Annotated in this window: 18 protein-coding genes; 6 read left to right on the top strand and 12 right to left on the bottom strand. The window is 58.8% G+C overall.

The features are described from left to right. Window positions 1–35: 35 nt before the first annotated feature. Genes VSQ83_RS11900 through VSQ83_RS11890 form a run of 3 tightly spaced genes read left to right on the top strand, consistent with a single transcriptional unit; the run spans window position 36 to window position 3406 of the window. Window positions 36–1232: an amidohydrolase family protein gene (locus tag VSQ83_RS11900; RefSeq protein ID WP_326426864.1), complete on the top strand. Its 1197-nt coding sequence runs from the start codon at window positions 36–38 to the stop codon at window positions 1230–1232. Then, window positions 1229–2731: an amidohydrolase family protein gene (locus VSQ83_RS11895; protein ID WP_326426863.1), complete on the top strand. Its 1503-nt coding sequence runs from the start codon at window positions 1229–1231 to the stop codon at window positions 2729–2731. Before VSQ83_RS11900 ends, VSQ83_RS11895 begins: the two co-directional genes overlap by 4 nt. A gap of 12 nt (window positions 2732–2743) precedes the next feature. Then, complete coding sequence (locus VSQ83_RS11890; RefSeq protein WP_219261935.1) at window positions 2744–3406, top strand: flavin reductase family protein; 663 nt, start codon at window positions 2744–2746, stop codon at window positions 3404–3406. An 11-nt stretch (window positions 3407–3417) separates the two neighbouring features. Here the strand turns inward: VSQ83_RS11890 and VSQ83_RS11885 are convergent, their stop codons facing one another. The 7 genes from VSQ83_RS11885 to VSQ83_RS11855 all read right to left on the bottom strand — a co-directional run bounded on the left by VSQ83_RS11885 (window position 3418) and on the right by VSQ83_RS11855 (window position 10797). After that, window positions 3418–4026: a dTMP kinase gene (locus tag VSQ83_RS11885; protein ID WP_326426862.1), complete on the bottom strand. Its 609-nt coding sequence runs from the start codon at window positions 4024–4026 to the stop codon at window positions 3418–3420. A 125-nt stretch (window positions 4027–4151) separates the two neighbouring features. After that, window positions 4152–5036, bottom strand: a complete 885-nt coding sequence (locus tag VSQ83_RS11880) for a homocysteine S-methyltransferase family protein (RefSeq protein WP_219261937.1) — start codon at window positions 5034–5036, stop codon at window positions 4152–4154. Window positions 5037–5126: 90 nt separating this feature from the next. Continuing rightward, complete coding sequence (locus VSQ83_RS11875; protein ID WP_326426861.1) at window positions 5127–5972, bottom strand: amino acid ABC transporter permease; 846 nt, start codon at window positions 5970–5972, stop codon at window positions 5127–5129. Continuing rightward, window positions 5969–6790 (bottom strand): ABC transporter substrate-binding protein, encoded by an 822-nt coding sequence (locus VSQ83_RS11870; protein ID WP_442800250.1) that lies wholly within the window; start codon window positions 6788–6790, stop codon window positions 5969–5971. Before VSQ83_RS11870 ends, VSQ83_RS11875 begins: the two co-directional genes overlap by 4 nt. 144 nt (window positions 6791–6934) lie before the next feature. Continuing rightward, a complete protein-coding gene (locus VSQ83_RS11865; RefSeq protein ID WP_133079161.1) occupies window positions 6935–8188 on the bottom strand; it encodes an OprD family porin in 1254 nt (417 codons plus the stop codon). 91 nt (window positions 8189–8279) lie between these two features. Next, a complete protein-coding gene (locus VSQ83_RS11860) occupies window positions 8280–9584 on the bottom strand; it encodes a CitMHS family transporter (protein WP_133079162.1) in 1305 nt (434 codons plus the stop codon). A 130-nt stretch (window positions 9585–9714) separates the two neighbouring features. Beyond that, a complete protein-coding gene (locus VSQ83_RS11855) occupies window positions 9715–10797 on the bottom strand; it encodes a 4-oxalomesaconate tautomerase (RefSeq protein ID WP_133079163.1) in 1083 nt (360 codons plus the stop codon). Between the two features lie 166 nt (window positions 10798–10963). Here VSQ83_RS11855 and VSQ83_RS11850 point away from each other — a divergent pair, with 166 nt between their 5' ends. Beyond that, the gene (locus VSQ83_RS11850) at window positions 10964–11854 is read left to right on the top strand and encodes a LysR family transcriptional regulator (protein WP_133079164.1); all 891 of its coding nucleotides are present in this window, start codon (window positions 10964–10966) and stop codon (window positions 11852–11854) included. Between the two features lie 76 nt (window positions 11855–11930). Here VSQ83_RS11850 and VSQ83_RS11845 read toward each other — a convergent pair whose 3' ends face one another. The 4 genes from VSQ83_RS11845 to VSQ83_RS11830 all read right to left on the bottom strand — a co-directional run bounded on the left by VSQ83_RS11845 (window position 11931) and on the right by VSQ83_RS11830 (window position 16479). Further along, entirely contained in the window at window positions 11931–13151 is a 1221-nt protein-coding gene (locus VSQ83_RS11845) for a cyanate transporter (RefSeq protein WP_133079165.1), read from the bottom strand. Then, on the bottom strand, window positions 13144–14307 hold the full coding sequence (locus VSQ83_RS11840) for an MFS transporter (protein ID WP_133079166.1): 1164 nt from the start codon (window positions 14305–14307) through the stop codon (window positions 13144–13146). Before VSQ83_RS11840 ends, VSQ83_RS11845 begins: the two co-directional genes overlap by 8 nt. Before the next feature lie 386 nt (window positions 14308–14693). Further along, entirely contained in the window at window positions 14694–15572 is an 879-nt protein-coding gene (locus VSQ83_RS11835) for a LysR substrate-binding domain-containing protein (protein WP_133079167.1), read from the bottom strand. Window positions 15573–15687: 115 nt separating this feature from the next. Further along, window positions 15688–16479 (bottom strand): bestrophin-like domain, encoded by a 792-nt coding sequence (locus tag VSQ83_RS11830; protein WP_133079168.1) that lies wholly within the window; start codon window positions 16477–16479, stop codon window positions 15688–15690. A 260-nt stretch (window positions 16480–16739) separates the two neighbouring features. On the opposite strand from VSQ83_RS11830, the gene VSQ83_RS11825 reads away from it, so the two are divergent. Further along, window positions 16740–18278, top strand: coding sequence for a cryptochrome/photolyase family protein (locus VSQ83_RS11825; RefSeq protein WP_133079169.1), 1539 nt, complete (start codon window positions 16740–16742; stop codon window positions 18276–18278). Further along, window positions 18275–18409 carry a DUF2256 domain-containing protein gene (locus VSQ83_RS11820; protein ID WP_019827081.1) on the top strand — a complete coding sequence of 45 codons (135 nt, stop codon included), beginning with the start codon at window positions 18275–18277 and terminating at the stop codon, window positions 18407–18409. Before VSQ83_RS11825 ends, VSQ83_RS11820 begins: the two co-directional genes overlap by 4 nt. 42 nt (window positions 18410–18451) lie before the next feature. On the opposite strand, the gene VSQ83_RS11815 is transcribed toward VSQ83_RS11820, so the two are convergent. Further along, entirely contained in the window at window positions 18452–19927 is a 1476-nt protein-coding gene (locus tag VSQ83_RS11815; RefSeq protein WP_326426857.1) for a glycoside hydrolase family 32 protein, read from the bottom strand. Window positions 19928–19945 lie beyond the last annotated feature (18 nt).

Raw genomic sequence — 19945 nt, 5'->3', positions numbered from 1 at the left:
CCCGTCAAACACCCTAGAAATCCAAGAGGTTTGCCATGAACCAACCCCGCTGGCTGCGCAACGTGCGGCCCTACGGCCTTGCTGCCCAAGACCTGCTTCTGGAGAACGGCCTGTTCAAGCAGCGGCGTCCAGCCTCCAGCACAGCGCTGACCGCCACCGATATTGACGGCCAACACCAGCTCCTCACCCCGGCCCTGGTCGAAAGCCACGTTCATCTCGACAAAACCCTATGGGGCCAGCCCTGGCACTCAAACAGCGCCGGGCCGACGCTCAAGGATTACATCACCAACGAACGCCGCGTACTGCGCGAAGTCCAGAGCCCCATCGCCGAACGCGCCGGTGCGCTCCTGGAAAACTGCATTGCCCGTGGGTCGCTGACCATGCGCTGCCACGTCGACATCGACCCGGATTTCGGCCTGCGTCATGTAGAAGCCATGCAACAACTGCGCGAACGCTACCGCGACCTGATCGACCTGCAACTCGTGGTGTTCCCGCAAACCGGCCTGATCAGCCGCCCCGGCACCGCCGAACTGATGCGCGAAGCCATGGCGCTGGGCGTGGAAAACGTCGGTGGGCTCGACCCTTGCGGTATCGATAACGACCCCCTCGCCCAGCTCGACTTCGTGTTCAAGCTGGCCAGCGAATTCGACCGTGGGGTCGACATTCATCTGCATGACAAAGGTGAACTGGGCCTGTGGCAGATCGCGCTGATCGCCGATTACACCGAGCGCTACGGGCGTCAGGGCCGGGTGATGATCAGCCACGCCTATTGCCTGGGCATGTTGCCCTGGAGCCAGGTCCGGCCGGTGGCCGATCGTCTGGCCATACTGGGCATTTCGCTGATGAGCTCGGCCCCGGCCGATTGCGCGGTGCCGCCGTTCCTCGCGTTGCGCGAAGCCGGCGTCAACGTGTGCCTGGGTTCGGACGGCATTCGTGACGCCTGGTCGCCCATGGGCAACGGCGACATGTTGGAACGGGCGATGCTCCTGGCGTTCCGCTTTGACATGAACAAGGACGAGGAACTGGCAGCGGCCTTTGCCGCCGCCACAGTCAATGGAGCGCAAGCGCTGGGCTGTGTCGATTACGGGCTGGAGATCGGGCAACGGGCCGACTTCCTGTTGATGCCGGTGCAAACCCTCGGTGAAGCGGTGGTGGCGCGTCCGGTACGCCAGGTCTATCGCGGCGGCGAGTTGATCGCCTCGGGCGGTCGATTGCTGGACAGCCGTCTGTGAAGCGCGGGCCACTTGCAACGGTCGGCCTCAAAAGCAGCTGCGTGGTCGGCTTTGACGGCACGCAGCACGTACTGTGGCGCGACGGCGAAGTGGTGTTCGAAGGTGCGCGCATCGTGTTTGTCGGGCGCGGTTATGCAGGTCCCGTGGATCAGTGGATCGACTATGGCAATGCGTTGATCGGCCCGGGCTTCATCGACCTGGATGCCCTCGGGGACCTGGACTCTACCGTGCTGACCCTGGACAACGGCGATGAGTGCGGTATGGGCCGGATGTGGTCCGAGGACTATCTGGCGAGCGGTCCGCGGGAGAGTTACAGCCCGGACGAAGAGGTTTTCAAGTACCGCTACGCCTTTACTCAGTTGATTCGCAACGGCATCACCACGGCCATGCCGATCACCTCGATGTATTACCGCCAGTGGGCCGAGACCTACGATGAAATGGCTGCGGTGGCGGGTGTGGCCGCTGAGCTGGGCCTGCGCACGTACCTTGGGCCCTGCTACATGAGCGGCATGAGTTACTGGCGTGCCGATGGAACCCTGGCCCATCACTGGGATGAAGCCCGAGGCCTGGCCGGGCTCGATGGGGCCGTGCGCTTTTTCGAGGATTTCGACGGGGCACAGGACGGTTTGATTCGCGGGGCGCTGCTGCCTGATCGCATTCAAACCTGCACGCCCGCGCTGCTGCAACGGACCGCCGACCTGAGCCGGGAGCTGAACGCGCCCATGCGGCTGCACTGCTGCCAGGGGCTCGGCGAAGTCGAGATGGTCAAACAACTGCGCGGAGTTTCGCCGTTGGCCTGGCTGGAGCAACTGGGGCTGTTGACCCCGCGCAGTCTGCTGCCCCACGGCATTTACACCGAGGGTGATGACGACCTGCAACGGCTGGTGGACGGCGGTACCAGCCTGGTGCATTGCCCGGTGGTGTTTGCCCGGGATGGCGAGGCGTTGAACTCGTTTGGCCGTTACCGGGCCAAGGGGATCAACTTAGCCCTGGGCACCGACACCTGGCCGGCGGATTTGCTGGAGAACATGCGCCAGGGACTCAACATTGCCCGCCTGATGGAAGGCGGTGCATCGTTGACCAGCACGCTGGACCTTTATAACGCCGCCACGCTGGGGGGCGCCAAGGCTTTGGGGCGTGACGACATCGGCCGTCTGGCCCCGGGGGCAAAGGCCGATATCACCGTGTTCAGCCTGCGTGGCCTGCACCTCGGGCCGCTGTTCGACCCGCTGAAAAACCTGGTGCTGGCCGGTCGCGGTGATGACTGCATTGCCAGTTACATCGACGGGCGCTGCGTGATGCATGACGGTCAGGTTCAAGGGGTCGACTACCCTGCCCTGCAACGCCAGGCCCAACGACAATTCGAAACACTGATGCGCAGCCACAGCCCTCGGGCCTTTGGCCAGCCGGACTGGAACACCCTGTTCAAACCGTCCATCCCGTACGCCGACAACTACAGCGCACATGCCCCGCTCAGCGCGATCGATCCTCTTCTCTAGAGATTTGTGCCTATGCAAAGCTTCGACTTCAGCACCCTGAGTGCCCGCGACAAATACAAGATCCTGATTGGCAGCGTGGTGCCACGACCGATTGCGCTGGTGACAACCGTTGATGGCGAAGGACGTATCAATGCAGCCCCTTTCAGCTTCTTCAACGCGTTGTCTGCCGACCCGCCGATTCTGGCGCTGGGCGTGGAGAACTACGGTGACCTCAGCCCCAAGGACACCACGCGCAATATCCAGCTCAACCAGGAATTCACCGTCAACATTGTCAGCGATGCATTGGTGGAAGCGATGAATGTCTGCGCCGTGCCCTTCGCCCCCGGTTTCGACGAACTGACCGCCGCCGGCCTCACGGCGATTGCCGGGACCACCGTCAAATGCCCGCGTATAGGCGAAGCCCCGGTGGCGCTGGAGTGTCGCCGGATGATGGCGCTGTCCATCGGGCAATCGCGGGAAATCATCTTTGGCGAAGTCCTGATGGCCCATGTACGGGACGAACTGATTGACCCGCACACCCTGTACATCGACCAGTTGGGGCTTGATGCGATCGGGCGGATGGGCGGGCATGGGTATGCCCGTACCCGGGACTATTTCGACTTGCCGACGCGTTCGCTACAGGCCTGGACCGAGGCGCCGGGCGGTGGCGTGCGGTTTTGGCCACAGGCCAAATAGGCCTTCGAGGGTCAAAGGACGCTATAGATCCCGGCAACCACCTGCATCGTAGCGTCTTCGATCGATCCTTCGTTACGGCATAACACCCAGCCCTGATCTGCCACCGCCTGCTCGAATGCTTTCGTGCTCGCGACATGCTCTTGCAGCGCGTGCATCACCGTACTCCCCAGCCCGCGGGACCGTGCCGCCGCCCTCGCCCATGACATTTCAGGGGCGGTGACGACCCCGACATGCAGGTCTGGCACTCGCACGTTTCGATCCATGTTCAACTGCAGGATTTCTGCAAACGGGACTATCCGGCGAAACGCCGCATCAGACGGGTACCAGCGATCGATCAGGATGATGCAGTCTGGCGGCTGTTTGGTCAGCACGTGCCGGGTCATCCAGGCTCGGCTGTCAGCGAGGCGCTCACACACGGCCAATTCCAGATCCCGGCACGGATCTCTGGCGAGCCTGTTAACGAGGGCCATTGTTTCACCCCGGTAGGGATCGCTTTTTTTCTCGCACAGCCGGATCACCTTTTTGCTGTCTGCCCTCAGTACTTTCGTGACGGCTTCCAGCAGTGTGGTTTTGCCGGTCCCCTTGGGCCCATCCAAAGCAACAAACAGCGGACGATTCATGTTCAGGCAACGATTGATGTACGTTTCAGTCTGCCCGTCCCGTTCGCCGGCAACGCTTGGCGCCACCAGGCGAATCGAGTGCAGGGCCCGTGCAGGTTTTCACTCAACACTGGCGTGTTGCCAGGTTACTTCAGGCTACGTTTGAGCTCGGCAATATGCTGCGGGCCGATACCACAGCATCCGCCGATCATGCTTGCCCCTCTGTGTTGCCAATCCTTGGCCCACTCCAGGTAGCCAAGGGGATCGAGGTCTTCGCGCAGCTCGTCCAGGCCGTCATTCGCCGTCGCTTCCTTCGGTTGCGGCGGGAAGGCATTGGCGTAGACACCAATGGCGATGTCGGCACCCAAACGCTCGGTAATGGCTCGCGCCACATCCACGGCAGCACCGATCACTTCCGGCTGGCTGCAGTTGAACAACACCGCGGCAACTCCCATTCCTGCAACCGCTTCGATGGCGTCGGCCACGGGTTCGCCTGAACGCAGGCGAGGCACACCGTCAGTCTCTTCATCCTGAAGGGTGAAGGATACCCAGAATGGCTTGCCGTCTGACGGCAGATGAGCGTGGATCGCCTGCACTTCGGCCAGTGAGCTCTGGGTCTCTGCCAACCACAGGTCCACATGCGCGCCCAAGCCTTGAAGCAGAGGCGTGAGCACTTCTGTCACCCGCTCAGGCTGGAACAGATCAGGCCTGTAGGAGCCGAACAACGGCGGCAGAGAACCCGCGACCTTGACCGGTCGGGCACTGGCGTCAGCCGCTTTGCGTGCCAGTCGGCCTGCAATCGAGGCGAGTTCCAGCCCCTCACTGGCAAAGCGCTCCTCACCTATATGGAAGGGAACCACTGCATAACTGTTGCTGGTAATGACTTGAGCGCCGGCTTCTATGAACGCGGCATGAACGGCCACCACGACTTCCGGGGCTTCGCTCAATGCAAGTGCCGACCACTCAGGCTGCCTGAAAGGTGCGCCACAACGTTGCAACTCCCGGCCCATGCCACCATCAAGAATAACCATTGATCGTTCCTTCATGTCTTGTCTCTGAATGTGTGAAATTGGGCTGAACCTGTTGATGACTGACACCCACGGGTTCGTAAATAAGCAGGCTCAGCGCTGCTGTGTGAACCCTTTGCCGTAGTGGCGCTCGAGGCGGTTCTGCACCAGTTCGAGCCCGATCGACATCAACCAATAGATAACGGCGGCGGTGGTGAGCATTTCGATGTAACGATACGACGAACGCCCGTAGGACTGCGCCAGGAACATCACTTCCCACACGCCCATCACCGAAATCAGCGAGGAGTCCTTGAGCATTGAAATGAACTGGCTGGTGGTCGGCGGCAAAATCGTGCGCATGGCTTGCGGCAGGATGATGTGCAGGAATGTCGCCGTCGGCGACAGCCCCAGCGCCATCGCTGCCTGGCGTTGCCCGGGGGACACGGCCATGATCCCGGCGCGAAAAATCTCGCTGAGGTAGGCACCGTAATTGAGCGACAACGCAATGATGCCCGCGCTGATTGCCCCCGGAACAATGCCGATCTGGGGCAGGCCCAGGTAGATCAGCAGGATCTGGATCAGCAGCGGCGTCCCGCGAAAAAATGACGCGTAGAAGCTCGCGATCCCAAAGGCCACGGCGCTGCGTGAAAGGCGCGCAAGCGCCGTCACAAAACCGAGCAGCAAGGACAACCAGATCGAACAAAAGCACAGGAACAACGTCAGCGCCGCGCCTTGCAGAAAGCCGTTGGGGCCCAGGTGCAGGCCCATCAGGTTCGGCAACTTATCCAGGATGATCGACAGCTTCAGGTCGAAGCTCATGAAGAACATGACGCACAAAGCGAACAGCACCGCCCACGTCAGATAGAGCCGGGTGCGAAAGCCAAACAGCTGGCTCAAGCGACGGGGTTCGGTCTTGGCGAGTGAATGTGTCTTGGCGGGGTGTGGATTGTGGGCTGTCATTGGCTGATATCGGAACCGATCCACTTCTGTGAAATCTTGCTCAGGGTTCCGTCGGCCTTCAGCCCGGCAATGGCCTCAGTCACCTTGGCACTCCACTGCGGATCGCCCTTTTCAATCGCTACCACGTTGGGTTCTGCGTACAGCGCGGGACCAGCGATCTTGAAGCGCGGATCCTCGGCAATCCGCTCACGGGCCGTGATCAGATTGGTGACCATCGCATCCAGACGCACCCCGCTGCCCAAGGCCAGGTCCTGGAACGCCACGGTTTCATTGTCGTACGGGGCAATCTGGACATTCTCGAACGGGTAGCTCAACGGCTTGTCTTCGGCGCCTTCAATCACCAGGTCCTTGTTCAGATACGCTTCATAGGTGGACGCGCTGATCACGCCCACTTTTTTCCCGGACAAGTCCTTGCCTTCAACGATGTGGTTATCCTTGGCGTTCACCACGATCACTGCCGGCGACTGGTAATACTCGACCGGAAAGTCGAACACTTCAGCCCGGGCCTTGCTCGGGGTCATCGAGCACACGCAGATGTCGTAACGCCCGCTCCAGCGGCCTGCGGCGATGACATCCCAGGACGGTGTTTCCAGCTTGAGCTTGACCCCCAGGCGCTGCGCCACGGCCTTGGCGACGTCAACGTCAAAGCCGTCCAGCTGGTTCTGATCGTTGAGAAAGGAGAATGGCGGATAGCTCTCCATCAGCACGCCCGTCATCTCCCCTTTTTGGGTTACGCGATCCAGGGTGGGGCCCGCAAAAGCCGTTGCACAGGTCGCGAGCAGAGCGAGGCCGAAAGGTAAGAGCGCCGATGTTTTCAAGGACAAAAACTCCAATCATTTCAAAGTTATATGAATAGATTAGAACGTACTATAAATCTCATTTGAACTGGTTTGATGGAATAACAACCTCACTTTGGGTTATATCCCACCATTGATAGCGACATAACTGACATATAACAGGCACTACCAGAGCGCGATATCGTAAGTCAGGTAGACCCGGTTACTGTCACGTCCTCGCGAGAAGTCCGAACGATAGACGTAGTTGCGCAGCTTGACCCCCAACCCCTTGAGTGAACCTTGCTGCACCACATAGGCCAGTTCGGCATCGCGCTCCCATTCCTTGACTGTACTGCTGGACTTGCCGTCGTTACCGCTCAGGTAGCGGGTGGCGAATGTCAGCCCTGGTACACCCACGGCGGCGAAGTTGTAGCCATAGTTCAGCATCCAGGTCTTCTCGTCTTCCTCAATAAATTTGCCGATACCCGCGTTACTGAAGGAGTACACGGTTGCGCCGCTGATATAGGGCAGCCCGGCATCGCCACTGAGTGTCTGGTAGCCGCCGCCAAAGGAATGGCCCGCGATTGCGTAGCTCAGTTGGCCGCTGAGCATATCGTTATCGATCCTGCCCCCATGGGCCGACCCCGTATCGACACTGTTGAAGTAGCGCAGGTCACTGGTGAGTACCCCTGCGCCGATGGGCAGATCGTGCTGGATTCCGGCAAAATTTTGCCTGTAGAAGTTCTCAAGCTCCCCGTAGAAATAGCTGAGGCGGATGGTTTTGCCTGCTTTGTATTCAGCACCGGCGTAGCTGAAATCCCCCGATTTATCGCCACCGTAACCGTCGGGCACCAGTGCAATGCTGTCAGTGGAGTCCCGCAACTTGAAACGTTCCAGATACCCCCCTGTCAGGGTCAGGTTCTCGATATCACTGCTGATGATCTGGCCGCCCTCGTAGGTCTGGGGCAAAAGACGCGCATCGTTGTAGATCAGCACCGGTGTTTTGGGGAGCAGGGTTCCGTACTTCAGGGTGGTTCTGGCGAGCCTGGCTTTGGCCGTTATCCCGGCGCTTGAAAACTCGTCGGCCGCCCGACCATCGTCATGCACAGGCAGCAGTCCTGTGCCGCTGCGACCGCGACCCGAGTCGAGCTTGACCCCCAGCAGGCCCAGCGCATCAATACCCAAGCCTAGGGTTCCGGAGGTAAATCCCGATTGGTAATCGAGCAGCAATCCCTGGGCCCACTCGGTTCGTTCGCTCTTCGCCGTTCTTGCTGATTTCGCACTCAAGCCATGCTCGTCGCGAAAGTTTTCGTTGAAGTACACGTTGCGCAATTGCAGCTTGAGCTTGCTGTCATCGACAAATCCGTCTGCGCTGGCGCTCGCCAGGGGTAGCAGTCCCAGAACAGAAAGCAACGTCCACCGGGTATGTAAACAGGTCATGGCAAACTTCTCATTGTTGTTATTTGGGGTGCAGGACTGCGCACGCCTCACCGTCGAGGCGCGTCGATAAAAAGCAGGAGGCCTGGGTGGATCAGGAGAAGAGGCTTATCGCCCCGGTCAGCAAGGCCAGTGTCGTAATCACAAGGGAGGTGAACACCGCCCATTTGACGGTGGCTTTCTGGAAGTCGCCGATATCACGGTCAACCATGCCCACCAGCAGTAACGTCGAAGCCACGAGCGGGCTCATGAGGTGCACGGGCTGGCCGAGGACCGATGCCCGTGCGATTTCAAGGGGGTCTATGCCATAGGCCGCCGCCGCATTGGCCAGGATCGGCACCACCCCGAAGTAGTAAGCATCGTTGGAAAGGACGAACGTCAGCGGCATGCTGGTGATCGCCACCACCAGCGGGAACAGATGCCCCCAGGACGGCGGAATCCAGTCCACCAGCGTTTGAGCCAGAGCATCGACCATCTTGGTGCCCGAGAAGATCCCGGCAAAGATGCCAGCGGCAAACACCAGCAACACCACGGTCATCGCATTACCGGAGTGGGCCAGGATGCGTTCTTTCTGAATATCCAGTTGCGGGTAGTTGATCATCAATGCCAGGACAAAACCGATCAGAAACAGGATCGCCGAGTGCATGATCCCCATCACCAGCGCAACCATCACCGCGATCACCAGCAGCAGGTTGATGTAGGCCAGCCTGGGGCGCTTGTAGGGTGTGTCTTCAAGGATGGCCTTGATGTAGCAATTACCCCCGCCGCTTTGCAATTGGATATTGCCAATGCGCTTGCGCTCGCCACGACCCAGCAAGAAGGCCGTGAAGACCACCCACATGGCGCCTCCGATCATCGTCGGCAGCATCGGCACGAAGTATTCGCCGGCGTCCAGGCCCAGGGCCGCGATGGCCCTGGTAGCAGGTCCGCCCCAAGGAGACATGCCGCTCATGATGCTCAAGGACAACATGGCGATGGTTGCCAGAACCATCGGGTTCATGCCAATGCGCTTGTACAACGGCAACATCGCAGCGCAGGTGATCATGTAGGTGGTTGTACCGTCGCCGTCGAGTGCGACCAGCAATGACAGCAGTGCAGTGCCGACCGCGATTTTCATCGGGTCGCCATTGACGCGCTTGAGGATTTTGCGGATCAGCGGGTCGAACAAGCCTGCATCAATCATCAAGCCGAAGAACAGGATGGCAAACAACAGGAGCGCAGCTGAAGGCGCCACCATTTTCAGGCCATCGAGCATCATTTTGCCGGTGGTGCCGCCAAAACCGCCAATGACGGCAAATACGATCGGCACGACAACAAGCGCCACTATGGGTGACAGCCGTTTGGTCATTATCAGGAAGGTGAAGACGACCACCATGGCCAAACCAAGAAATGCGAGCATAGGTCAATTCTCTTGTTTTTATAATGAGTGCGGCCGGCGCAAAGGCGCACGACCCCATTCCCGCCGGACGACATGAACCAACGATGTCTGGCGGTGTGCTGATGCAAAAGCGGCAATGACCTGGGGGAAATTATCCGGCGAGTCGTTGGGAAGCTGTAGCGTAAACAAAACCGGAGAACAGCCTGCGCGATGTGCGCACGACCGAGGCGCGAATGGTCTCTTCCCGAGCGCCGGTGTAAGACAATACAACGTCTATCCCGCCGCTTGGATGTTCAATCCGCACATGTTTCAAACGGGGCTCATCAACGTTGCCCAGCAGTTGCGAGACCACGCTGCCCTCCGTGACACAGGCGGTCGCCAGGCCAATGGCTCCGGTGATTGCCAGTGCACGATGACAGGTGTGAGGCATGAAGTAGCGCACCTGAATCGTACCGCCAGACCTGGCCGGTGACACGAGCACCGGCTTGGGAATCACTTTGTCACTGACATCGCCCAGGCCCATTGCAAAACCGGCTTTCAGGCGCAGGGATTCCAGTCGGCGCAGAAACTCAACGTCGGCATCCAGTTCAGCGGGACTTTCATCGCCCTGTTTACCCAACTGGCTGGCCTCGACGATCATCATCGGCATCGCCATGTCGATGCAGGTCACCGCAAAACCGTCGATCACATCCTGTGTGTGCCCGGTGGGGAACAGTTTGCCGGTCTTGCTGCCAGCAGCGTCCAGGAACGTCAGTTGCACAGGCGCGGCGGTGCCCGGTACGCCGTCGATGGCAGTGTCGCCTTCATAGCTGACCTTGCCGCCGGGGGTCTGTACCTCGGCGTTTACAAATGTCCCGGTGTTCAGGTTGCGAATACGCACCCGCGTCACATCGGCGGACGCTTTCACCAGCCCCTGCTCGATGGCAAACGGGCCGACGGCGCACAGCATATTGCCGCAATTGGGCGCGGTATCGACCCGACGCTGGGAGACCATGACCTGAACGAACAGATAATCGACGTCAGCGTCAGCGTGAAGCGACGGGCTTACGATCGCCACTTTGCTGGTTTGCGGGCTGCCGCCACCGATACCGTCAATCTCAAGTTCGTGGCCAGAGCCCATCAGGTTGAGCAGCAACTCGTCACGTTCTTCGATTGCAGCCGGTAGATCCCAGGCGAGAAATACCGGGCCCTTGGAGGTACCACCGCGCATCAGCACACAGGGAATTCTTTGCATGGGACGGACTCTTGTTGATCAATCCGGGTGATTGATGTCTTGGATGCAAGAGTCGCAGGCTTCGAAAATTGTTTCCAATGCAAATATCAGCCGGATTATTGCGTTTGACGAATGATAAATTTAGGATGATTTGAACGCACCTTTCTCTTCGGCCTGGATCAAAATGATGAATTATGAGCTGAATGACATACGATCTTTCGTGAAAATCGCAGAACTTGGCAGCTTTCACGAGGCTGCGGATGCGTTGCATCTTTCTCAGCCGGCGTTAAGCCGCAGGATGAAAAAGCTCGAAGACGGATTAGGGACAGCGCTTCTTGACCGTACGACTCGACGAGTCAGTCTCACAAGCGTTGGGCGGGACTTTCTGCCCAAGGCTCGACGCCTGCTGGATGACTTCGACGATTCGATTCTCAACATCCGGGAGCTGGCAGAGCGCCAGAGCGGCCGTGTCACGCTGGCCTGCATCCCGACAGCGGCCTTTTACTTTCTCCCGTCGGTAATACGTCTTTATAACGAGCGCTATCCACAAATCCGAATCCGGCTTCTGGATCTGAGTGCGAACGAAGGACTGGAGGCTGTTCTGCGCGGTGAAGCCGACTTTGGCATCAATATGATGAGCGGCCAGCACCCGGACATTGAGTTCGTGCCGTTGGTGAACGAGCCTTTTGTTCTGGCTTGCCGACGCGATCATGAGCTGGCAGAGCGCAGCTCGGTATCCTGGGCAGAACTCAGCAATTACCGTCTTATCGGAGTCGGCCGCCTGAGCGGCAACCGGATGCTGCTTGACCACGCCCTGTCGGGCTTGAGCTGGCGTCCGCAGTGGTTCTATGAGGTGCAGCACCTGTCAACGTCGCTTGGCCTGGTGGAAGCGGGTCTGGGAGTGTCGGCCATGCCCAGCCTGGCAATGCCGGCAGTGGATCACCCAACGCTGGTGAGCGTCCCGCTGGTAGATCCGGTTGTGAACCGATCGTTGGGGCTGGTTTACCGGCGAGGCGCGTCACTGTCGCCGGCAGCGGAAAAATTCGTCGCCATATTGCTGGAGCAGTGGGAGCAATGACGACTGGAACGAGGCGGCGTTCGATCACGTAGCGCCCGCAAAACCCGGACGCGCGGCATGCCTGGCTGAGCCTGGCTCACCTCTCTCCCATGCTGGGGCGGTAGCTCGCTGGAGAGAAGTTGAGCGTCAGCATCGCCATCACGGCGAGAACCCCAATGTGTAACCACCACCCCGTAATGAAGCTGCCACCGCAGTCAAGCAGCCAGCCGATCAACCAGGGAGCGGTTGATGCGAGCAAGAAACCAACTCCCTGGACAAAGGCTGCCAAGGTGCCAGCCGCTTGGGCGCCGGGCAAATGGTCGAGCGCGACAATCAGGCTGAGCGAGAAAAAACCACCGAGGCCAAACCCGGCCAGTGCAACCCACACCCACGGCGCGGCGTTGGGAGCCAGGGCGAAACCGGCGAAACCCACGGTCTGCAGCGCTATCGTAAGCAATAAGGGCCCGCGTCGGTCAGCACTGCGCCGTGCCAGCATCGGCATGGCGAATGCCGCCGTCGCCTGGAATATCGCCAACCAGGCGAGCAGGTTGCCCGAAGCCTGCAGGCCCATGTTCTGCTGCTGGTAGAAGGACGGCAACCATGCCACCAGACTCGAATAGCCGCTGTTGGTGAGTCCAAAGTAGGCAGCCAGCTGCCAGGCCCGCCGGTTCCTGAAGAAGCTGCTCAAAACCGGAGCAGGTCCGCTTGCAACCAGCGGTGGTGTGCGCGGCGCGCAAAGCAGCCAGAGCAGGAGCACGACAAGTGCCGGCAACGCCCACACGGAAAGCCCCAACCTCCAGCCGCCATAGGCAGTGAGCCACGTGCTTGCCAGCGAACCCAGCGCCCCGCCGCCGACCAGTGCCGCCGAGTAAAGCCCCATCGCCATTGCTATCTGTTGAGGAAACCAGCGCTTGGCGATCCCCGGCACCAAGGCCTGGATCACCGCCACGCCGGTGCCGGCGATACCCGCGCAGGCGATCAACTGCGCGCCGTCCTTGACCACCGCCCGTGACGCACACCCGAGCATCAGCAGCAATAATGCGCCGGTCAGCGCCTGCCTTTCCCCAAAGCGCCGGGCCAGACCTATACCAATAAAGGCCATCAGCCCCATCAACACGAAGGGTAAGGTGGTCAGCATTGCGGCGGCGCGAAAATCCAGGCCAATGTCGCCACGCACCAAATCGAGCACGGGCCCAACCGAAGTCAAGAAGGGCCGCAAATTCAAGCCAAGCAGCACCAGCAGCACCAGTGCGGTCAGTGACACCTTGCCTGCACGCGGCGCGCAGGCTGCGATGAAAGCCGAAGCGCGATCAGTCATGGCACGCACTTCTTTCGCGCCAGATGCCCTTAGCATGCCCGCCCAGGCAAGTCACCGCGAAGGCCACCAGCAGTGCACCTGTGCCGAGCACAAAGATCAGTTGGTGGTTGGAGCCCTGCACCAGCAGCGCAATGGCCGCAGGCGTCACGGCTGCAGCCCCCATCAGCGTAATACTGACCAGAGGCGTCAGCTTGCCGGTGGGATCGTTGGTGGTAATCAATGCCATGTAGTAACACAGCGCGAGTACCCAGCCGAATTGCAGCAAGAAAAGAGCGGCGAACAGTTGAGTGGGTGTGCGCGTGTACGAGGTGAGCATGGCAATCGACACAAACACGGACAGCAAGCCCAGGCCAATCATGAAGCGGCGATTGACACGGCCACCCAGCAGGCTTGGAAGCGCTGCGCCCGGCAAACCGGCGATAGCCGAAAGACCAAATGCCCAGCCAATATCGACACTGGAAATACCCTGATCTCGTGCCAGCTGATCGATGAAGCCCCACACGCAGTAAATGGCGATTTGCATGAACAGCATTCCGACCAGCGCACTGCGCCCTTCCCGTGACGAACCATCCTGGGCAGCGACTCTTTGTAGCGTCCCGTTGGTGTCAGCCACCTTGCGCGGCAGCGCAAGGCTGGCAACACAGATCAGGACGTACCACAGGCCGAAAGTGCACAGCGCGGTCACGATTCCGCTTTGTACCGCGAGAATGGGCAATGCTGCGGAGAAAAACGAATATTCAGGCGTTTGCAAAAGCAGCATCAACCCGAATGAGCGGTCCTGATTGGGAAGGCGACCCAGGGTTGATACGGCATACGCGTAGATCAATCCCGCGCAGGTCCCGGCAAGCAGTCGCACCACCAGCAACAGATTATTCGTTGATGCCCATGCCGTGGCGACACTGAGCGCCACGCAAAGCATGCCTGTGTAGAGGCACAGGTTTCTTGCACTGAAGCGCTTCATCAGCGGTGGACAAATAATGGTGCCCAATGTCATCCCGACCATTTCTATTGAAACCACCCAGCCCTGTTGATCCAGCGACAGATTCAACTGATCTGTCAGCAACCCCATGAAAATGGGTTGAACACCACACACGATAAACGCCGTACACGCAATGAAGATGAGGGAGGCACGCAGTATCTTGGGATTGCTATTCATATGGGACCCTGATGCGCTGAGCGAACTAGGGGGGGTGTGCCTCGACAGTGCCTTGGCGTTCTGTCCAGAACAGGCATCGAGAGCGCCCGCAGCCTGTAGCTGCCACCCGTCTATACGCAGCACTCGTTGTTGTAGTTTTGGATAACCCAGGTAGAACGGGATGGCCCGGCGGGCCTTGATTCATCCACGTCCTTGCAACGGATCCTAGACCGGCACTACGTCCTATTGAAAGTTAATAAAAGGAATCCCAAGTATTTGGATTTTTAATAAAGTGGCTTCGACCGCTACTGCCAACAGCAGGTCATCTGCGTACATTAAAGAGTGGCATAGGCGTACTGAGAGACATCGCCCTGGCGCCAGATGCCTCGCTCACCCGGCACGCTTGATCAATGCACCTCTTCATCCACTATCTGGATGAGCACATCAGCCAGTTCTTTGATCACCGGGTCGATGCTCGGGCGATGGAATACGGCTATCTCGAATGCGGTAATCGGGCTCAACCCGTCCTCGACACCCAGCACCTTGTGATCAGGAGTGACTGCCCGGGTTGGAAGCAGGCTGACACCAAACCCATTGGCCACTGCCTCCTGAATACTGGCAAGGCTGGTGCCCGTGAAGCAGATACGCCACGTACGGCCAAGGGCTTCGAGCGCGCTGATCATGTCATCCCGATAGAGTCCCCGTGACGGAAATGTCACCAGGGGTATAGGGTCCTGGTCGAAACACGGACGTGTCGCGCTATCAATCCACTCCATGGTTTCTGATCGGCAAGCGTTGGCCTCACGGCTGTGGCGTCGCTGTTTTATCAGGATCAGGTCCAGCTCGCCGCGGTCATAGCTGCGAAGCAGGTCTGAACTCAATCCACTGATGATTTCCAGCTTCACCTTCGGGTGCTTGCGATTGAAGGCGGCCAGCACGGGCATGGTTTTGCTTGCGGCGAAATCATCAGGAACACCGAGCCGTATGGTGACGCTCATTCCGCTCGAAAGCGCCTCGCCCAGCTGATTGCTCACGGCCAGAAGATGGCGCGCATACCCCAACAGGATGATGCCGGCATCAGTGGGACGTATTTCCCGGCTGCTTCGATCAAGCAACTGGTGCCCCACAAGTTCTTCCAGTCGGCGCACCTTCTGGCTGACGGTGGATTGAGTGGAGTGCAGTCTGGTCGCAGCGGTGGTGAAACTGCCGCAATCGGCGACCATCACCATCGTTCTGAGCATGTCCAGGTCAAAGATCGGCCTGGCGGGTTTGTGATCGTTATTCATGGTGCATTACCCCGGATTCCGTAGGCACCTCCATGCCAGAACACAAGACAGGCAAGGGGGCGCCACGCTTGAGCACTTATTATCAAGTGCCTCTAAAGCAAGCAGCTTTAGCTGGTTATAAAGTCAGTCCACCGTGTTCCAGAGTCACTATAAGAGCCCTCAAGTTATCTGGAACCACCTGAATGATGCCTTTGCCGGGAACGTCAATTTCCGCAATCATGAATAACGCCAAAGCTGTAAATATCGGCATCACACAGACCAGGGTGTTTCCACCCCGGCTGCCCTTGACGTTGTAGCCAATCAAAAAGTTGGAACAGACGGCAAACAGGATCAATAGTGCCCACGCCACACCGGGTATTTGAGGCCGCCAGCTGGCCATCGTCTTTTGTTGCGACACATACAACTCATTCGTGGCGTTAAGGGCCGTGACAATCACCGAACTGGGTTTTTCCTTGGCAATCTTGCTGATCAAAGCCCACATGTGCGATTGCATTTTAATGGAGTCCAACCGGATGGCTGCGCGCTGGTCGTCATCCTCCGTGGCAAAGAATGAAATGCGGATAGCCAGGTAGTCCATCAACATTTTTTCGGCTTGCTCTTGCTGGGACTCGCTCAGCAACGTTGTACGCTGGAAGGCATTGCCAATGGCAATGGCTTCATTTTCTTCAGCCGTCATCCGGGTGTTCAGACCACTGATTGCAAACGAAAGAATGAAGCCCATGAGCAAACCAAACATGGACAGCGTCCCACCCAGTACGACTTTCAATTCATCATCAAACGCAGCGTCACGCCTGACTTTTTGACCCCAGGTCATCTTCCCCGCGAAAGCCGCCACGCATAAACCCAGCAGCATGGAGACCAACAGGTACCAAGAATTGACATCAACGGAATACAAGATCGAGGGCATAGTTTTTTCTTAGGGTTTTTATACGGATGCACGCGTTATAACACGGCCGCAACACACATACATTTGAAAAAAACCGTATTCGATACCCAGCACGCAAGCCCCGGGAATGGGCGCTTATCGGAAAAGATCGCAGGCGTTTTCCTGCCTGCCAGACACGAAATACTTGTACAATAATTTTATACTGTACAAGTCATCCTGACTTCCTTTCGCCTTGAAGTCCCCAGGCCTTCACACGTGTCTACTCAACGGAAATCTGCTCGATGAATGCTACCCGCCGACTGTGCCTCGTCTTGGGCGACCAATTGTCTTTTGACCTTCGTTCATTGCAGGGTCTGGATACCGAAAACGACACCGTGCTGCTGGTCGAGGTGATGGAGGAAGCCAGCCATGTCCCCCATCATCCGCAAAAAATCGTTCTGGTGTTCAGTGCCATGCGCCATTTCGCCGAGGCGCTGCAACAGCGTGGAATCCGGGTGCAGTACGTCAAGCTCGATGACCCGGACAACAGCGGATCTGTGCCAGGTGAATTACGGCGCTGGGAAGCACTCCTGCAGCCTGATGAAATCCATATGACGGAGTGCGGTGACTGGCGTCTGGAGCATTCACTCAAGGCGTGTGGCGCGGGGATCCAGTGGCATGGCGATGCTCGCTTTCTCTGCTCGCGCCCTGAGTTTTCCGCCTGGGCGAATGCCAAAAAGCAGCTGCGCATGGAGTATTTCTATCGAGAGATGCGGCGCAAGAGCGGGTTGTTACTCAACGGCGATGGCAGCCCGGTCGGGGGCGCCTGGAACTTTGATGCAGAAAACCGCAAGGCGCTGCCCAAAGGCATCAAGCCGCCCTCGCCCGCCCGCTTCTCACCCGATGCCATTACCCGGGATGTACTGGAGCTGGTGGCAAAAAACTTCACCACCCACTATGGCACCCTCGATACATTCGACTACCCGGTCACTCACGCCCAGGCTCAGGCCTTGTGGAGCTACTTCCTGGACTGGGGCCTGGCAGCCTTCGGCGATTATCAGGACGCCATGGCCAGCGACGAGCCATTTCTGTTTCATGCCCGCATCAGTGCTGCGCTCAATATTGGCTTGCTGGATGTTCGCCAGCTGTGCAGCGATGTGGAGTCCGCGTACTGGTCGGGCAGCATTGCACTCAATGCCGCCGAAGGCTTTATTCGCCAACTCATCGGCTGGCGGGAATACGTGCGTGGGGTTTACTGGCTGAAGATGCCCGACTATGCCGATGGCAATGTATTCGGCAACACCCGGTCGCTTCCAGAGTTCTACTGGACAGGCGACACGAAAATGAACTGCATGAGCCAAGCCATCGGCCAAAGCCTCGAACATGCCTACGCCCACCATATTCAGCGGCTAATGGTGACCGGCAATTTCGCCCTCCTCGCCGGCATCCTGCCAAGTCAAATATGCGAGTGGTACCTGGCCATCTACATGGATGCCTTCGACTGGGTGGAGTTGCCCAACACGCTGGGCATGGTCATGCACGCCGATGGCGGCTATCTGGGGTCCAAGCCTTACTGTGCCAGCGGCCAGTACATCAAGCGCATGTCCGACTATTGCCGAGGCTGCGCTTACAAAGTGAGCGAAAGCACCACCGATGACGCCTGCCCTTTCAACGCGCTCTATTGGCACTTCCTGATGCGTCACGGTGAGCTTTTGCGGGGCAATCAGCGCATGGGCATGATTTATAAAAACCTTGACCGGATGCCTGAATCCAAACAGCAGGCGCTGTGGCAGCGAGGCCAGTTGTTGCTCGCCACACTGGATAAAGGCGAGTCACTTTGAAAAAGAGCGAGTTGCCCGTCAAAACCTGCGTGACCTGTGGCCTGCCCTTCACATGGCGAAAGAAGTGGGCTCGCTGTTGGGATGAGGTGCGTTACTGCTCAGAGCGTTGCCGACGTAGCAAGCACCTGTGAGCCCGTTGGCGGGCAGTGCCAAAGGGCTCATCCCGGATGAGGTCAGATTTTAAGGTCGGTCAGCTCCCAGGCCTCGAGATCGCCAAACACCCCTGTTCCGTTGACGGCAAAAGCGCTTATCCCGAGGCTGTCGGGCCGTGGATAAATCCGGCTGGTCATGGTGTAGGCACCGTCGTCGACGAACACCTCGATCGATGAGCGATCGAGAAAAATCCGCAGTGCTATGCGGGTCTGTTCCGGGCTTATCGGAACACTGCGAACACCGCTCACGCCCGCACCCGAATGTTGCCGGTCGAGAACCAGGCGACGGGCCATGGCATCAAAGTACAACAACGTCCGCTCGTGTTGATCTTCGCTGCAGCGAAGCGCGAGACCAAAGTGTTCGGCGGTGCTGCCAGCCAGATCCAGTTCGAGTTCAATTTCAAGCAGTGCACCACGCACATCGAGGGGGCGACTGGCAGACTCCACCACCGGAATCTGCAGCCCGTGTCGGGACTTGCGTAACGCAGTCAGCTCACGGGCGGGACGCATGCGCAGGCGATCGCCTTCACGACTCAGCTCACGGGGCAAGGACAGCGCGCCGCACCAGTGTTGCGCCTGACTTGGCATCGGGCAGTCCCACATGTCCATCCACGCCCAAAGCAGGCGTCGCCCGTCCGGTGCCAGCAGGGTTTGGGCAGCATAAAAGTCATGGCCGTGATCGAGCTCGTGCAGGGCTGCGCTCGTGTTGAAGTGGCCGCTGACGTCCAGTTGGCCCACTCGGTAGCTGTTCTGGAATGTATTCCAGTTGTCGTAGCCACTGGGCTTGAGGCCTTGGGGCGAATAGAGGAAAACGTCGCTGCCATCGAGTTCGAACAGGTCCGGGCATTCCCACATGTAGCCGTCTGACTCGCGCACGCCTTGCAGGGCACAGCTCAGGTATTCCCAGTGGTACAGGTCCGCAGAGCGATAGATTAACAGCTGCGGGTCATCCCCTTTGCGGGCTCCCAGGGCCATCCACCATTCTTCCCCGCGCTTCCAGACCTTGGGGTCGCGAAAATGCTTGATCTCAGGAGCCGGTGGTGTGTCGATGATCACCCCGTGCTTGATGAAGGTGATGCCATCGGTGCTGCTGGCAAGGCATTGCACCTGCTCGATCTGATTGTCATCCCGTGGCTCACCCAGCCAGACATGCCCGGTGTAGATCAGGTAAAGCGTATCGTCGACCACCGCTGCCGAGCCTGAAAAACACCCGTCCCGGTCATAGGACTCACTGGGCGCCAGTGCAATGGGCAAGTGTTCCCAATGCACCAGGTCACGGCTTTTGGCGTGTCCCCAGTGCATGGGCCCCCACTGTGGTGAGTACGGGTGATGCTGGTAGAACACATGGTATTCACCCCGAAAATACACCAGCCCGTTCGGGTCATTCATCCACCCCACAGGGGGCGACAGATGAAAACCGAGGCGATGATCGTTGCCGCGTTCGGGCAGTTTTTCTTTGATGGCGTGATGCGCTTTATCCAGCAAGACAGCGTGCATGATTATCCTTGTTTGAAT

The sequence above is a fragment of the Pseudomonas sp. DSV-1 genome (genome assembly GCF_035830915.1).
Classification (GTDB): domain Bacteria; phylum Pseudomonadota; class Gammaproteobacteria; order Pseudomonadales; family Pseudomonadaceae; genus Aquipseudomonas.
The sequence above is the reverse complement of the archived record's forward strand: the minus strand, read 5'-3'. Positions and strand labels throughout refer to the sequence as shown.

Coding starts and splice junctions, on each gene's coding strand:
- VSQ83_RS11900 (WP_326426864.1), top strand. CDS start 36: ATGAACCAACCCCGCTGGCTGCGCAACGTGCGGCCCTACGGCCTTGCT.
- VSQ83_RS11890 (WP_219261935.1), top strand. CDS start 2,744: ATGCAAAGCTTCGACTTCAGCACCCTGAGTGCCCGCGACAAATACAAG.
- VSQ83_RS11885 (WP_326426862.1), bottom strand. CDS start 4,026: ATGAATCGTCCGCTGTTTGTTGCTTTGGATGGGCCCAAGGGGACCGGC.
- VSQ83_RS11880 (WP_219261937.1), bottom strand. CDS start 5,036: ATGGTTATTCTTGATGGTGGCATGGGCCGGGAGTTGCAACGTTGTGGC.
- VSQ83_RS11875 (WP_326426861.1), bottom strand. CDS start 5,972: ATGACAGCCCACAATCCACACCCCGCCAAGACACATTCACTCGCCAAG.
- VSQ83_RS11865 (WP_133079161.1), bottom strand. CDS start 8,188: ATGACCTGTTTACATACCCGGTGGACGTTGCTTTCTGTTCTGGGACTG.
- VSQ83_RS11860 (WP_133079162.1), bottom strand. CDS start 9,584: ATGCTCGCATTTCTTGGTTTGGCCATGGTGGTCGTCTTCACCTTCCTG.
- VSQ83_RS11855 (WP_133079163.1), bottom strand. CDS start 10,797: ATGCAAAGAATTCCCTGTGTGCTGATGCGCGGTGGTACCTCCAAGGGC.
- VSQ83_RS11850 (WP_133079164.1), top strand. CDS start 10,964: ATGAATTATGAGCTGAATGACATACGATCTTTCGTGAAAATCGCAGAA.
- VSQ83_RS11845 (WP_133079165.1), bottom strand. CDS start 13,151: ATGACTGATCGCGCTTCGGCTTTCATCGCAGCCTGCGCGCCGCGTGCA.
- VSQ83_RS11840 (WP_133079166.1), bottom strand. CDS start 14,307: ATGAATAGCAATCCCAAGATACTGCGTGCCTCCCTCATCTTCATTGCG.
- VSQ83_RS11835 (WP_133079167.1), bottom strand. CDS start 15,572: ATGAATAACGATCACAAACCCGCCAGGCCGATCTTTGACCTGGACATG.
- VSQ83_RS11830 (WP_133079168.1), bottom strand. CDS start 16,479: ATGCCCTCGATCTTGTATTCCGTTGATGTCAATTCTTGGTACCTGTTG.
- VSQ83_RS11825 (WP_133079169.1), top strand. CDS start 16,740: ATGAATGCTACCCGCCGACTGTGCCTCGTCTTGGGCGACCAATTGTCT.
- VSQ83_RS11815 (WP_326426857.1), bottom strand. CDS start 19,927: ATGCACGCTGTCTTGCTGGATAAAGCGCATCACGCCATCAAAGAAAAA.